General features: G+C 48.6%; 12 protein-coding genes. 8 read left to right on the plus strand and 4 right to left on the minus strand.

What is annotated here, in order from left to right; all coding sequences use genetic code 11:
* The first annotated feature begins 60 nt into the window (after window positions 1–60).
* Together ychF and L3556_RS08880 are read left to right on the plus strand one after the other, a co-directional pair.
* The gene (gene ychF / locus L3556_RS08875) at window positions 61–1152 is read left to right on the plus strand and encodes a redox-regulated ATPase YchF (RefSeq protein WP_277866917.1); all 1092 of its coding nucleotides are present in this window, start codon (window positions 61–63) and stop codon (window positions 1150–1152) included.
* A 92-nt stretch (window positions 1153–1244) separates the two neighbouring features.
* Window positions 1245–1739 carry a DUF427 domain-containing protein gene (locus L3556_RS08880; RefSeq protein WP_277866918.1) on the plus strand — a complete coding sequence of 165 codons (495 nt, stop codon included), beginning with the start codon at window positions 1245–1247 and terminating at the stop codon, window positions 1737–1739.
* Window positions 1740–1782: 43 nt separating this feature from the next.
* On the opposite strand, the gene L3556_RS08885 is transcribed toward L3556_RS08880, so the two are convergent.
* The gene (locus L3556_RS08885) at window positions 1783–2736 is read right to left on the minus strand and encodes a cation diffusion facilitator family transporter (RefSeq protein ID WP_277866919.1); all 954 of its coding nucleotides are present in this window, start codon (window positions 2734–2736) and stop codon (window positions 1783–1785) included.
* A gap of 219 nt (window positions 2737–2955) precedes the next feature.
* Here L3556_RS08885 and L3556_RS08890 point away from each other — a divergent pair, with 219 nt between their 5' ends.
* Together L3556_RS08890 and L3556_RS08895 are read left to right on the plus strand one after the other, a co-directional pair.
* The gene (locus tag L3556_RS08890) at window positions 2956–3228 is read left to right on the plus strand and encodes a BrnT family toxin (RefSeq protein WP_277866920.1); all 273 of its coding nucleotides are present in this window, start codon (window positions 2956–2958) and stop codon (window positions 3226–3228) included.
* On the plus strand, window positions 3212–3472 hold the full coding sequence (locus tag L3556_RS08895) for a BrnA antitoxin family protein (protein WP_277866921.1): 261 nt from the start codon (window positions 3212–3214) through the stop codon (window positions 3470–3472). Before L3556_RS08890 ends, L3556_RS08895 begins: the two co-directional genes overlap by 17 nt.
* 116 nt (window positions 3473–3588) lie before the next feature.
* Here L3556_RS08895 and hemE read toward each other — a convergent pair whose 3' ends face one another.
* Window positions 3589–4638 carry a uroporphyrinogen decarboxylase gene (hemE, locus tag L3556_RS08900; RefSeq protein WP_277866922.1) on the minus strand — a complete coding sequence of 350 codons (1050 nt, stop codon included), beginning with the start codon at window positions 4636–4638 and terminating at the stop codon, window positions 3589–3591.
* 170 nt (window positions 4639–4808) lie between these two features.
* Between hemE and psb35 the strand changes: the two genes are divergently transcribed.
* The 4 genes from psb35 to L3556_RS08920 all read left to right on the plus strand — a co-directional run bounded on the left by psb35 (window position 4809) and on the right by L3556_RS08920 (window position 7693).
* A complete protein-coding gene (gene psb35, locus L3556_RS08905) occupies window positions 4809–5105 on the plus strand; it encodes a photosystem II assembly protein Psb35 (protein WP_277866923.1) in 297 nt (98 codons plus the stop codon).
* On the plus strand, window positions 5106–6734 hold the full coding sequence (locus L3556_RS08910) for a cyclic peptide export ABC transporter (RefSeq protein WP_277866924.1): 1629 nt from the start codon (window positions 5106–5108) through the stop codon (window positions 6732–6734).
* A gap of 61 nt (window positions 6735–6795) precedes the next feature.
* Window positions 6796–7257: a hypothetical protein gene (locus tag L3556_RS08915; protein WP_277866925.1), complete on the plus strand. Its 462-nt coding sequence runs from the start codon at window positions 6796–6798 to the stop codon at window positions 7255–7257.
* Window positions 7258–7333: 76 nt separating this feature from the next.
* Window positions 7334–7693 carry a hypothetical protein gene (locus L3556_RS08920; RefSeq protein WP_277866926.1) on the plus strand — a complete coding sequence of 120 codons (360 nt, stop codon included), beginning with the start codon at window positions 7334–7336 and terminating at the stop codon, window positions 7691–7693.
* A gap of 36 nt (window positions 7694–7729) precedes the next feature.
* Here L3556_RS08920 and L3556_RS08925 read toward each other — a convergent pair whose 3' ends face one another.
* Together L3556_RS08925 and L3556_RS08930 are read right to left on the minus strand one after the other, a co-directional pair.
* The gene (locus tag L3556_RS08925) at window positions 7730–12904 is read right to left on the minus strand and encodes a two-partner secretion domain-containing protein (RefSeq protein ID WP_277866927.1); all 5175 of its coding nucleotides are present in this window, start codon (window positions 12902–12904) and stop codon (window positions 7730–7732) included.
* Between the two features lie 138 nt (window positions 12905–13042).
* On the minus strand, window positions 13043–14632 hold the full coding sequence (locus tag L3556_RS08930; RefSeq protein WP_277866928.1) for a B12-binding domain-containing radical SAM protein: 1590 nt from the start codon (window positions 14630–14632) through the stop codon (window positions 13043–13045).
* Window positions 14633–14779: the final 147 nt, after the last annotated feature.

Consider the following 14779-nt stretch of genomic DNA (forward strand, 5'->3'; position numbering starts at 1 on the left):
TTATAATGTTGGCTCAACGGATGCCCCGTCCCCAAGCCCCCTAGTGATTGAGATGCCATTATGCTGCGAGCCGGAATTGTCGGCCTCCCCAATGTGGGAAAATCCACCCTGTTTAATGCCCTCGTGGCCAATGCGAAAGCGGAAGCGGCTAACTTTCCCTTTTGTACAATTGAACCCAATGTGGGTGTTGTGGCTGTGCCTGATGAACGTTTGGCAGTCCTGGCAGACATTTCTAGCTCGGCGGAGATTGTCCCTACGCGGGTTGAGTTTGTGGATATTGCCGGATTGGTAAAAGGAGCCAGTAAGGGAGAAGGTCTGGGAAATCAATTTTTAGCCAATATCCGGGAAGTAGATGCCATTGTCCATGTGGTGCGTTGTTTTGATGATGAGGATATTATTCATGTGGCGGGGATGGTGGACCCCCAGCAGGATATTGAAGTGATCAACCTGGAACTAGTGTTGTCAGATTTGTCGCAGATTGAACGTCGCATCGATCGCACCCGCAAGACGGCCCGAAATAACAAGGAAGCCCAGATCGAATTAGCCGGTCTCGAAAAACTAGAAGCCATTCTCAATGAAGGCCAACCGGCCCGCCTCTGTACCCTCAGCGAAGACGAAGAGGAAGCCACCCGCTTTTTAGGACTGTTAACCCGTAAGCCCGTGGTCTATGCTGCAAACGTGGCCGAGCAGGATCTCGCCACTGGCAACGCCTGGGTCGAACAGGTGAAAACCATTGCCCAAGGAGAAGGGGCGGAAGTGGTCGTTGTCTCTGCCCAAGTGGAGGCGGAACTCGTGGAACTCCCCCAGGGCGATCGCCAGGATTACCTAGACAGCTTAGGGGTCAGTGAAGGGGGCCTCAAATCCTTGATCCATTCCACCTATACCCTTTTAGGATTGCGAACCTTTTTTACCACCGGGCCCAAGGAAACCCGTGCCTGGACAATTATTGCAGGGGCCAAGGCTCCCCAAGCAGCGGGAACAATTCACACAGATTTTGAACGGGGATTTATTCGGGCAGAAACCATTAGTTATCCAGATTTAGTGGCCACCCGCTCCATGACCACCGCCAAGGAAAAAGGCCTGGTGCGTAGTGAAGGAAAAGACTACATCGTTCAGGAAGGGGATGTCATGCTGTTTCGCTTTAATGTTTGAGCCAAATTGTCTCAGTTAAATATCTAAATTAAATATCTAAATCGGTATTCTATAAAATTGTTCATTACACCTAAAAATTGTTGATCATACCTATGCATCCTCGTCCATTTCCCATAGAACCAGGCCAAGAATCCGTTTGGGACTATCCCCGTCCACCGCGCTTAGAGCCAACATCCAAGCATTTACAAGTTATTTTCAACCAGGTCATCATTGCCGATACCCATCGGGGACAGCGCATTCTTGAAACCAGTCATCCCCCCGTTTATTATTTCCCACCAGAAGATGTAAAAGTAGCGTACCTAGAGCGATCGCCCCGACAAACCTACTGCGAATGGAAAGGCCAAGGGGCTTACTATCATATCTGTGTAACGGCTCAACGGATTCAAGATGCCGCCTGGTTCTACCCCCAGCCAACTGCGACCTTTGCGACCATTAGGGACTACATAGCCTTTTACCCCGACGGGATGGATGTCTGCTATGTGGATGGTATTTTAGTGACTCCCCAGCCAGGTCGCTTTTATGGGGGGTGGATTACACCGGATATTATTGGCCCCTTTAAGGGAATACCTGGAAGTTGGGGATGGTAAACCCGATATTTCCTCAATGGCTTCAGAACCAAGGCTGAACAGGTTACGACACATTTTGAAGCCATTGTAGACAAGTACTTTTATTAATGATGGCAATAGATTCCTCATCTTGGGTGAAAATAATATCTACTTCGAGGCCAGGAATATCCTTCTGTAGGGCATGAGTAACCTGCGATCGCATTTGATCCAGTTCTGGGAGAGTGAAGGAGAGTTCTTCGGGCAATAACCAGTAGGCGTGGATATAGACAAACTTACCCATTTCAGCGGTACGAACCCAAATATGTTGGTAGGGAAGTGCAGAGATCAACTGATCAAAGCTACTTTTAATCTGGGTCTGGCGTTCAGAACTGGGCGCGCCCCAAAGAAGTTGACGCAGGTTTAATATGACAACTTTTAGGGGCATCGGTAAGGTCAAACCCGCTACAATCAGCACCAGTATCGAGTCGATATAGGGAACTAAGCCAGCTAGGGGCGTATTTTGAATCCAGCCTGCTATGGTAAAGGCCAAGCCAACACTCAAGCTAATCAAACCATTCAACAGCCAATTTTTTATATCTACCTGTAATAGTATGGATTGGGCTTTTTGATTGACCTTCCATTGATACAGAGTAATCAATAAACAAGTTGTTGCAGCAATGACTGAGTAAATAATTGCTAAGGTAGCATTAACTGCTCGTCCTCCCGCTATGATTGCCTGTACTGCTGAAAATCCGGCAAAGAGAGAAACAATACTGACCAGTAGACCCTTGAGAATATTGGTCAAGGGCACAAAACCCATATACCCAAACTGAAATAACTGATTTTCGGGTTGTTGTATTAACCACGTTACCCAAAGGGTGCCCAAAGACATCACAAAACTAAGCGCATTGTAAAAAGCATCTAATAGTATTGCATCAGAATTAATAAATAGGGAAAACCCTATTCCCAACAACGCTAAACAGCCCGTACCGATCGTTGAAACCCGCAGGGCCATGTTCTCTTGACCATGAGCATCCATGTACTCTCCTCAAAAATCACCCACGGCGGCTTCAATTATAAACTGGCCGTTGTTACCATAGCGTTATTTTTTCGGTAATCTATTTTTGTAAATGATGGAGAGAAATAAGCGATTCATGCCATTGTCGCTGCCAAATGCAATGTTTCGTTGTAGTGCTGAATAACGTTCCAATATCTAGTCATTTAACACAAAACTCGCTTCTATACATATAATGTATGCATGGAAATCGAATGGGATCCTAATAAAGCGGCTATTAATCTAAAAAAGCACGGTGTAAGCTTTTCGGATGCTGAGGCAGTTTTGTATGATCCAAATGCGCTTTCTTTTGAAGACACAACCGTTCAAGGAGAACAGCGATTTGTCGTGATTGGAATGGGTCATCTCTGGCGATTGCTCGTCGTGATTTATACAGATCGAGGGAATTGCGTTCGCTTGATTTCAGCCCGCCCTGCAACACGTTCTGAGAAAAGACAGTATGAAAGTGGAATATGATTTTAGTCAAGCTAAACAAGGGGCTGTTATTCCCCAAACAGGTAAAACACGCATCACGATTTATATTGATGATGATGTGCTAGAAACCTTCCGAGAGCGGAGTGAGTCTGCTGGAAAAGGTTATCAAACTATGATGAATGAGGCTTTACGGCAGTATTTAGAAAAAGTCAAACAGCCCTTAGATGAAGAAACACTACGCCGAGTTCTTCAGGAGGAACTTCAAGAACTTCGTGCAGAAAAATAAGTGGGAGGGAGATGGCAGAACAGCAGAACAGTTGTCCGTGGGATCCCAAAAATGGGTACCGCCGCACAACTTCACCGTTATGCGTCCGTGGAGTTTTAGCTCTCCATTACTCTACTCTAATCCTTACCTAAGGACTTTACCAATTCAAATAGATAGGCAACATTAGCTTCAGGGGTGCCTTGGAGGACACCATGACCAAGGTTAAAAATGTACTTTTGCTGACCTGCGGCTTGAATAATATCCTTAGCCCGATCGCCCAAAATTGATGGGGGCGCAAAAAGAGTAACGGGGTCTAAATTGCCTTGAATACCCACCTGGGGGCCAAAACGTTCCCGGGTTTCTTTTATGTCCACAGTCCAGTCAAGGCTGACAATATCTACTCCGGTTTTGGGCATTCGATCCAAGATGGCCGCACTGCCATTGATATAGAGGATCATGGGAACCTCTGGATAGACCGCTTTTACCTTTTTCACCACTTCCGTTTGGTAGGGCAGGGCAAAGGTATCGTAGTCTAAGGGACTCAACTGACCCGCCCAGGAATCAAAGAGTTGCACCACCTGGGCACCACTGTCAATTTGATAACAGAGATACTGGGCGATCGCCTCGGCTAAATGGCCTAAAAATTGATGGAGCAGGTCTGGCTCTCGGTAGGCCATACTCTTAATTTGGATATAGTCCTTAGAACTTTTCCCCTCAATGGCATAGGCGGCTAAGGTCCAGGGGGCCCCCGCAAATCCTAAGACCGTTGCCCGGTTGCCCACTTCTTGGCGGAGGGTCGATAAAATCGGCCGAATAAAGGGACAGGCCGCTTCTGGCTCTAGGGGCCGGAGTTGCTGGATCTGCTCCAGGGTACGAATGGGCGGATCAATAATGGGCCCCTTGCTTTCCACGATGTCAAAGGGAATGCCGATTCCTGGTAGGGGAGTCAAAATATCGGAAAACAGGATGACACCATCGGGGGCAAAGGCGCGAAAGGGTTGCAGGGAAATTTCAATGGCCAGTTCAGCAATTTCAGAGCGATCTCGAAAAGAGGGGTAGCGATCGCGGAGGTCTCGATAAACTTTCATGTATCGGCCCGCTTGACGCATTAGCCAAATGGGGGGACGGTCTAATACTTCTCCCTTTGCTGCCCGCAACAACCGAGGCAATTCCTGGGTACTGGCCATTTCTATTCCTGTGGTTTATGATGCTTGTCTAGTATACAGCACCCCCTTGCACCCAACCTCACGGCTATTTCTAGGTCTCTGCCAGTGCTACCCTAGTAAGGCTAGGTTATTGGTCAAGAATTACGTTAATTGGTCACTAATTGGTCATTAAGTCCATTGAGGAAGTTGTAATGGTGTGGGTTACATTACCCTATTTTCCGCGCCCATTATCCCTAATTGGGGTGGAGGTGAGTTCTGTATCTGGAAACTTACTCCCCGTCTACGGTGTATTGCTATTGGGTTTAGTGGCCGCCGTTACATTGGGGTTGGTGGCTTTTTTCAATTCTAAACGTCCCCCAGGCTGGGAAGATGCCGAACGGCCCAGTTTTATTCCCAAAATAGAGACTGAAGAACTAGATAAAGAATTGAACTCTACAGAATTATCTAAGGATACTGATACCGACAAGAAACCCGAGGATCATAACTAGGTGAAGCTCTTTCGGATTCTGTTACGGGCTGCCTGGAAAACAGTGATCGGGGCAGCCATTGCCGGCCTCTTAAATGGGATAAGTACCGCTGGTTTGATTGCCTTGATTAATGGTGCCCTCCACCACAGTCAAGTCCTAGGGGCTTTTTTGCCTTGGGCTTTTTTAGGTTTAGCCCTACTGCTACTGCTCACCCACTTTGCCTCCCAGGTGCTCTTGGTGCGGGCTGCCCAGCAGGCCCTCTTAGAGATGCGTTTACTCCTGAGTCGGCGAATTTTAGCCTCTCCCCTGCGGCAATTGGAGGGGATTGGTACTGCCCAACTGTTGGCAACCCTCACGGACGATGTGGATGCGGTCTCCCGTTCCTTTTCGGCCCTGCCCAATCTCTTTAATGCGATCGCCATTGTGTTGGGCTGCCTGCTCTATATGGGTTGGCTCTCCCCGATTTTGTTTTTTGCCCTAGTTGCCCTCATCGGCATTGGCACGAGTAGCTACCTATTTTTGGCCTCCAAGGCCCGCCGCTTTCTCAAACGGGCCCGGGATGAACAGGATCACCTTTTTCAGCATTTTCGGACGCTGACAGAGGGGAATAAGGAACTGAAGCTCAATCAAAATCGCCGCGTTGCTTTTATTAATGAAGACCTGCAACCGACGGCGGAAATCACCCGACAGCAAAATCAATTGGGCTTTACGGTCTTTGCGATCGCCGCCAGTTGGGGACAGCTACTTCTATTTGTCACCATTGGCTTTTTTCTCTTTACCCTGCCCCACATTTTAGGGGTTAGCTCCACGGTCTTGTCGGGCTATGTGCTGACCATTATTTACTTGATGCTACCCATGCAACAGGTGATTGATGCCATTCCCATTTTTAGCCGTGCCAGTGTTGCCCTCAGCAAGGTAGAGTCTCTGCAACTCACTCTGGCAGACAGTCCCCAGGATAGTCAGCTAAGTACCCATGAAACCGATGGCTTAAAACCTTGGCAAAAGTTACAACTGGTGGGAGTAACCCATAGCTACCATAGTGGCGGCGCAGAGCAGCCCATCACCTTTACCTTGGGGCCCCTCTACCTAGAATTTGCAGCGGGGGAGATTATTTTTATTGTCGGCGGGAATGGCAGCGGTAAATCTACCCTAGCCAAGATCATTACTGGCCTCTATGTCCCCGAATCAGGGGATATTTTTCTAGATGCCCTGAAAATTGACGATCGCAACCGCGAGGCCTACCGCCAGCAGTTTGCCACGGTGTTTAGTGATTTCTATCTCTTCGATCGCCTCTTGGGGTTAGAGCCATCCCACCTGGTTGAACAGGTTCCCCAGTACCTTGAGCGGCTGCGCCTGAGCCATAAAGTGACACTCCAGGGCGATCGCTTTTCCACCACGAACCTATCCCAGGGGGAGCGAAAACGCTTGGGCCTATTGACGGCATACCTGGAAGATCGTCCCGTCTATGTGTTTGATGAATGGGCGGCGGATCAGGATCCCCTCTTTCGCGACTTTTTCTATCGCAAGCTCTTACCGGAACTGAAGGAACGGGGAAAAACCATCTTTGTGATTAGCCATGACGATCGCTACTTTGACCTGGGCGATCGCCTGATTAAGCTAGACTACGGCCAAGTTGCTGTGGCACACTGATCCCTTAGGGGTATTGATACCCAACCCTAAAAATCAACCCTAGGGAAACAGGAGAACATCCATGGGGCAATCTATTTCTTCCGGTGACTATTCCTGGAACAGACTCCTCAAGTGGGCTGCTGGATTCCTGCTTTGCGCCTGTTTGGTGCTTCTGGCTCCCTTGCCTGCCTGGGCGGCGACCCAAATTCGTCTTTTTGATCTGACTTACCAAGACTGTCCTGCCGAGATTGGGGCGGGAGCCGTGACCCCCGGTGGCACCACCCTACGGGCAAATTGCTATCTGATTATTGGTCAGGCGGAAAACAAATCCGGTCGCACCGTGGTAGATGCCGATGTCTTTGGGCGCATCTATGATGCCAATGGCAATCCAGTAATGCAAAATCGCACTCGCCTTGGTGCCATTGAAGAAGTCCCCCCCGGCATTAGTGAGTTTCAAATTCGCGTGAGTGTTCCCTACGATCAGCCCACACCCCTCATTTTGGAGCAGTTCAAAGCCTCAGGTTTTACGACAAAGGTTCGCTAGTTTTTTGTATTTTCCTACAAAAGTACCTGTCAACACCCCTACACCCGCAAGGGGATGGGTTTATCGGTGAAAAACCATGAAATATTTCCTTGCTGTAATGCTTGTTTTGGCGACAGTGCCCCTACCTGCCCTAGGTCAGGGTCGTCCCCTACGGTGCCAGAATACAGAAAGCACATTTGTGGAAACGGAAACTAAAAACTACTGGGTTAATATCTGTGGCGGTGATTTTCCTGCCTACTATGTAGCCATGAACAAAGGCGATCGCAACCAATCCATTCGCCTCCGACTCAGTGACTACGATCCCCAAGGAAACTACTTTGAGGCAGTGAATCAGAGCTATATCTATATCCTTTCAAAAACACCCCGAGGGATGTTTCTAACGGTGAGCCAGGGGACAAAGGAACTCTTGAGGGAACCGGTATTGCAACCCTGGTAATTTCTAGATATTAATTCATGTCAGGAGACGCACAATCTAGGGACAATCTAAGGCATCAAGCATTGCTGCCCACTGCTCAGGGGTGAGATCATTGAATGTTCCACCCGCGCCCTCCGCTTCGCTGTCTAGATCACACACCACCTCTTCATCATTAGAGGCGGATTCTTGTCCCTGAAGAATCGTGGCAATATCCGAGGGGCCATTGGTATCAGGATCGTTGGGAACGACATCCACCTGGGGACTAGCCTCGAAACTGGTCGATGTGACTGGAGAACTGGCGGTAGCCGATGGTACAGAAGAGGAAGGCGTTGGCGTGGGGCTGATAGCCGTTGATTCTGAGGAGCTAGGGTCAGGGAGAACAGTATTAGGATTCAGTTGGCTGGGATCGATTTGATACAGAAAACCATTGCCAGTAAAGGTGGCTGGATCTGGATAAACCGTATTAAACTGTTCGGCTCCCACTAACCCGCCCTTGCTATTGGACGCTGGCGAAAACGAATAGACTAACCAGTCGCCCACAGTCGATTCAATTCCGTTTGCACCTGCATTATTAATAAAGCTACTGGGAGTAACCAAGGTAATTGAGTTTTGGGCTTGCACTGGCTCATTCAAGATTAAATTGCCTGACTGGGTGCGAATATTAACGCTATTGGCACCCGTCACCCCCGTTGGATTCACTTGACCAATGATCAATGTCCCTGAATTGACAAATTCAATATCACCCGTTGCATCACTGGCAAAGGTTTGAACCGTATTACCCGTGTGATCAAAGGTAAAGGAAACATTTCCGGAAAAGGCAAGTCCTTGAGCAACCACCGGCTGGGTTTGAGTAACGGCTCCCCCTGCATTGAGGGTAATTGCCCCCTGAGAGGTTAATCCATTTGTTGTACCAACGGTGCCAATCGTAAAGCCGCCACTATCTCGATAGCTAATGGCCCCGGTGGTATTTCCGGCCAGGGTGGCGATCGCATTGCCGGGATTCTCTAGTTCAACATTCCCCTGAGCGATTAACCCTAAATTAGCGATCGCTAAATTTGCACCAGCGGTTTGGTTAATCCCCTGCCCCGTGACCAATTGCAGTGTATTGGTATTTGTGGGCGATAGGAGAGCGGAAATTTCAATAGAACCACTGTTGGTGTCACCAATTTGCAGTATTCCAGCCGTAATTTTATTTAACTCAGCAGACACCAAACTCAATTTACCCGCCGTTTTTGTCCCCAGATCTATCTCATGACCATTGCTGAAGGGCCGCACCGTTACCTGATGGGTTCCGGCATTCACCGCTCCATTATTCAATGCCATTTCATTGGCAATAAGCGTCAGGTTGTCCCCTGACAGAATACTACCCGAGCTTATGGTGAGACTATTTCCTGCGGTTAGGGAAATGATGCCGCCGCTACTAGCTGTCCCGGTAGCAGAGCTAGAACTGGTATTAATGCCTTGAGTTGTAATATTGCCGTTTGTCGTTAGAGAAACACTCCCCCCTAAATTTGCATTACCAATCCCAGCATTGATGCGACTAGAGTTAGCGTTAATGGCACCTACCTGAATATTGCCGGTTTGGGTAGTGATTGCCAGATTTCCAGCATCTCCGGCATTACCAGCACCGCCCTGAGTGCGTTGGGAATTGGTAGAAATTGCTGTGGTTGTTACATTCCCTTGGGCTGTTAAAGTCACTGGAGCAGCATTTCCAGCATTGCCACCCCCGGCTCCAGTGCGATTAGAATTAGCCGTAATCGCAGCCGTCGTAATTGTTCCAGCAGCGGATAGATTGATCGGAGCAGCATTCCCAGCGTTGCCACTCCCACCTCCAGTACGACTCGAATTAGCCGTAATTGCAGCCGTATTCAAACTACCCGCTGAATTTAAGGCAATGCTCCCCGCATTCCCAGCATTATGATTATTAATCCCGGTAGAAACCGTTGATCCAGAGTTCAAAGCCCCTGTAGAGGCAATATTCCCTGAGGTTTGGGTGGTCAAGGAAATAGCTCCACCATTATTGGCTGCACCAGTTGCAGAGACGGAACTAGTATTAATGGCTTGGGTATTAATATTGCCGTTCGCCGTCGTCAGGGAAATGATTCCCCCTAAACCTGCATTCCCAATCCCAGTAGTGGGGCGATTAGAACTAGCATTAATGGCACCTACTTGAATATTGCCGGTTTGGGTGGCGATTGTCAGATTTCCGGCATCTCCGGCATTACCAGCACCACCCTGAGTGCGTTGGGAATTTGTAGAAATTGCTGTGGTTGTTACATTTCCTTGGGCTGTTAAAGTCACTGGAGCGGCATTTCCAGCATTGCCACCCCCGGCTCCAGTACGATTAGAATTAGCCGTAATCGCAGCAGTTGTAATTGTTCCAGCAGCGGATAGATTGATCGGAGCAGCATTGCCGGCATTGCCACTCCCACCTCCAGTACGACTAGAATTAGCCGTAATTCCAGTAGTATTCAAATTACCCGCTGAATTTAAGGTAATGTTCCCCGCATTCCCAGCGTCATGATTATTAGTTCCGGCAGAAACCGTTGATCCAGAGTTCAAAGCCCCTGTAGAGGCAATATTCCCTGAGGTTTGGGTAGTTAAGGAAATAGCACCACCATTATTAGCTGCACCAGTTGCAGAGGCAGAACTGGTATTAATGGCTTGAGTATTAATATTGCCGTTCGCCGTCGTCAGGGATATGATTCCCCCTAAACCTGCATCCCCAATCCCGGCATTTGCGCGATTAGAGCTAACATTGATGGCACCTACTTGGATGTTGCCAGTTTGGGTAGTGATTGTAAGATTTCCAGCATTTCCGGCATCACCAGCCCCTGCACCCGTGCGACTCGAATTAGCCGTAATACCGGCCGTAGTTAAACTTCCAGCAGAACTAAAGGTAATGTCGCCTGCGTTACCAGCATTATGATTATTTGTCGCAGCAGAAACCGTTGAACGAGAATTCAAGGCCCCTGTAGAAATATTATTTCCTGAAGTTTGGGTAGTTAGGGAGATAGAACCGCCGTCACTAGCTGCCCCAGTAGTAGAGTTAGTCCAGGTATTAATGGCTTGGGTAGTAATATTGCCATTTGCCGTCGTCAGGGATATGATTCCCCCTAAACCTGCACCTCCAATCCCGGCATTTGCGCGATTAGAACTAGCATTAATGGCACCTACTTGGATGTTACCGGTTTGGGTAGTGATTGTTAGATTTCCGGCATTTCCGGCATGACCAGCACCACCCTGAGTGCGTTGGGAATTGGTAGAAATTGCTGTGGTTGTTACATTCCCTTGGGCTGTTAAAGTAACAGAAGCGGCATTTCCAGCATTGCCACTACCGCCCCCAGTACGACTAGAATTTGCAGTAATCGCTCCAGTAGTAATTGCAGCCGCAGAGTTGACGGTAATTGTCCCCCCATTACCCACATTGTCAGCGGTTGCTCCTGCTAAACTGGCCCCAGCCGCTAGGTTTCTTAGGGTAATATTACCAACGGTACTGGTTACGGTAATTGAACCAGCATCATTGCTACCATTGCTCGTGTTTAAGTCTCGGTTGGGCAAGTCAATGGATGCGGCATTGAGTACAATATCGCCACCATTTGTCCGAATGGTTCTCACTGGGGTTCCTGTTCCTGTTCGTCGAATCATGCCATTGGGGTCAAAAGAGCCATAGCCTGATGTCGGGCCCGCCAGTAAACTAACGTCACCACCATTGGTTGTAATATTGGCATCCAGGTAAATATCCCGCCCTGCTTGAGCCGTTAAAGAAACTCCTGAATTGGCTAAACTCACCGGGTTATTAAAGCGAATATCGCGTGTAGCCTGTAACGTTACGTTGGTTGTTGCTGCATTTAAGGTGGCAGTATTCAAGACACTATTGTTCGTGCCATTGTCAGTAAATAGAACATTAGGCGCATTCGGCACTCCCGAATTTGCTCCCGTGCTAATAGTCAAGTCTTGGGGATCCAACAACAACATCCCCGCTTGCCCTTGGGGTGCAAGGGTGTTGACCTGTCCGTCAAAATGCAGATACTTTTTCCCCGATACCTCCACAAACCCACCATCACCGCCCAAATCTCCCCCCCGGGCAGAGATCATTCCCTGAAATATCGTACTGTTATCCGCCCAATTAATGACTGTCCCGCCGTTACCCTGAGTCACAGCATCGACATTCATGACGGTGTTGCTATCTACAAATAAGTTCTGGGCATTGAAACTACTATCCAGGCGACCCGTGCCTGCACTACCTCCTAGGTAATCCCCACCCCCCAGAATCGTGCCGCCACCCGCACCACCAGAGGCATTCAACTGAGCATTGACAAAGGCGACATTAGAGCCAAGGACATTAATCTGTCCTCCCACCCCCTCAGGATTCGACACATCCATCGTGCCACTGGCAACCGTTGTTGCCCCCTCCACTGGCACATTCACCTTACTGGGGTCATGAACCAAGCTAATCGTGCCATCGGCATTGTGTACTACACTATTCACCCGTGGACGATCTTCTCCTCCCGTAATCAATCGGGGTAAATCCACCGCTTCAATCACCCCATCTTCAGGAATCCGATCCGCTGGAATCTCTAAACTAAGGATCATTCCCTCCTGGGAAATCCGTACCATGCCCGTTTCTGGAACCGCCTGAATTGTGATCCGTCCCCCCGGAGCCGATAGGGTTCCTGTATTGAACACCTGATGACCCATCAATGTTAAATTCTGCCCTGGACCAACGGCTAAATTCCCTTCATTGACGATAATTCCCGTGCTTAAAAACTCAAACCCGGTGGGGTTCCCGACGAGGTTGGCGTAGTCATTAAACCCATTAATGTCAAAAATACCGCCGTCAAAATGCACCCGTTGGGCGGTGGAGGCATGGAACGCTGCTGGTACGTTTAACTGGGCATTGGGCCCGAAAACAATTCCCGCCGGATTAAGTAAATAGAGGTTGCTGTTCCCCCCCATTACCTGGATTAAACCATTGATATAGCTGACATCGCCGCCATTCACGCCAGCGAGGATATTTTGAACATTGGGCTTGGAGAGAAAGTTGGCAATCTGACCATCATTCAGACCAAATTGCCGAAACAGATGAAATAAATTTTTGCCATCCCTGGAAAATGCACCGCCGCCAATGTCAAATTGCTGACCATTTACCGTCACGGTTGTATTTGTAGCGTTAGCCGCAGGATGGATCTGGGCGATCGCAGGTAAGGGAAGAAGGCAACCCAGAGCCACAACAGGAGAGAACCACCGACAAATTGTGTTTAACATTTGACAGATAAAATAGTGGGAATACAAGAAACATTCTAGCGACTTGTGTCAACAGCCCCCTCATGTGTCAAGAATTCGTTATATTTCTTATTGTTTTTATGGTCAGGAAGCCTGCTCTAGCAGCAATGGTTCTGATACAGATTTCATGGGTGGATGCAAGGGATCATAGTGCAATTGCTCTGCAATCCGTTGCCGCGCCAAGACTCGGTATTCCCAAAAATGCTCACCTGCGGCACATAGGCCCAGATACATATTCAAGACTTGGGGTTTTTTCCAGAAAATCGTCCATAGTTGCCGCCAAAATTGCTGGCGGATTTCAGGGCGACGGATGCCCTGGAGCCAAAACACTTGGGCAATCAAGCGTAATCCCTTGCCTAGGGGAAACTGCATGGTTTGTTTTTTGGCATTGGCGAGGCGGATATTTAGACATTGGTTGAAACAACGGCGGAGATACTGGGCCGGATCATAGAGATTCCAAAATGCCTGGACGTACTCTTCGGCAATCTCCTCGATGGGGCGGGTGGGAATGAAATTCATCAGGGTATTTTGATCCCCGGTTTGGTTTTCATGATCTACTAAAAGGCGATTTTCCTTTGCTAGGCGATCCCAAAGGGCTGTGTTGTGGGGGGCCTGAAGAATACCCAGCATCGGTTGGGGAATACTGGTTTCCTCAACAAAGGCGCGAATTCGTTCCCCGGCTCCGGCCCGCTCACCATCAAAGCCAAGGATAAAGCCTGCATAGATCAGTAATCCAGCCTTATTGATCTTATTACAGGCCTCTACTAGGGGATTGCGGGTATTTTGTACCTTGCGGGTCACTTGCAGACTGTCTTGATCGGGGGTTTCAATGCCTAAGAAAACCGCATAGAAGCCGGATTTGCCCATTAATTCTAGGAGTTCATCGTCCTCGGCTAAGTTTACAGAAGCTTCAGTAATAAACGTAAAGGGAAAGTTCCGCTCCTCCATCCAGGGAATCAATTCCCGCAAAAATCGCTTCACATTGCGTTGATTGCCAATGAAGTTGTCATCCACAATGAAGAGGGAACCCCGCCAGCCTAAGTCATAGAGAGCCTGGAGTTCGGCGATCGCCTGTTGGGGTTCCTTCGTGCGTGGTTTACGGCCATAGAGGGAAATAATGTCACAAAATTCACAGTTGAAGGGACAACCTCGGGAAAACTGAACCGCCATCATCAGATAGGCATCCAAATCCAGGAGATCAAAACGGGGCATGGGACTTTGACTGACATCGGGTTTTTCTGTAGCCCGAAAGGTTCCCTGGCTCTCCCCCCGATTGACGGCCTCAATGAACAGGGGAATGGTAATTTCCCCCTCATCAAGAATCAGATAATCCACACCTGCATCAATGGATTCCTGGGTGACAGAGGTGGGATAGGGGCCACCAGCGGCTACCTTTTTCCCTAGTTGATGGGCTTTTTTGACCAGTTCCAAAAAGTCGGGCTTTTGCACCAACATGGCGGAAAGAATCACGAGATCACACCATTCCCAATCGTCCTCGGTTTCTTCTCGGACATTGCGATCGCAGAATCGAATATTCCACTCCGGTGGCAAAAGGGAGGCAACGGTAATAATTCCTAGGGGGGGAATGGTTGCCTTTAAGCCAGCGATCTCCATGAGGCGATCGTAGGACCAAAAGGACTGGGGAAATTTGGGATAGAGAAGGAGGACGTTCATTATTTTTTTAGGTTAAGGGTTTTAGGTTAAGGGAATGAAGATATTTAGATATTAATTTTGGCACTCTAAACATTTGACAGCCGAAAAACTGGCTTAGGATTTCAATTGTTAGGGATAGCTGACGTTTAGCTGTTCCTTTGAGTATAG

Source organism: Candidatus Synechococcus calcipolaris G9 (assembly GCF_029582805.1).
Lineage (GTDB): Bacteria > Cyanobacteriota > Cyanobacteriia > Thermosynechococcales > Thermosynechococcaceae > Synechococcus_F > Synechococcus_F calcipolaris.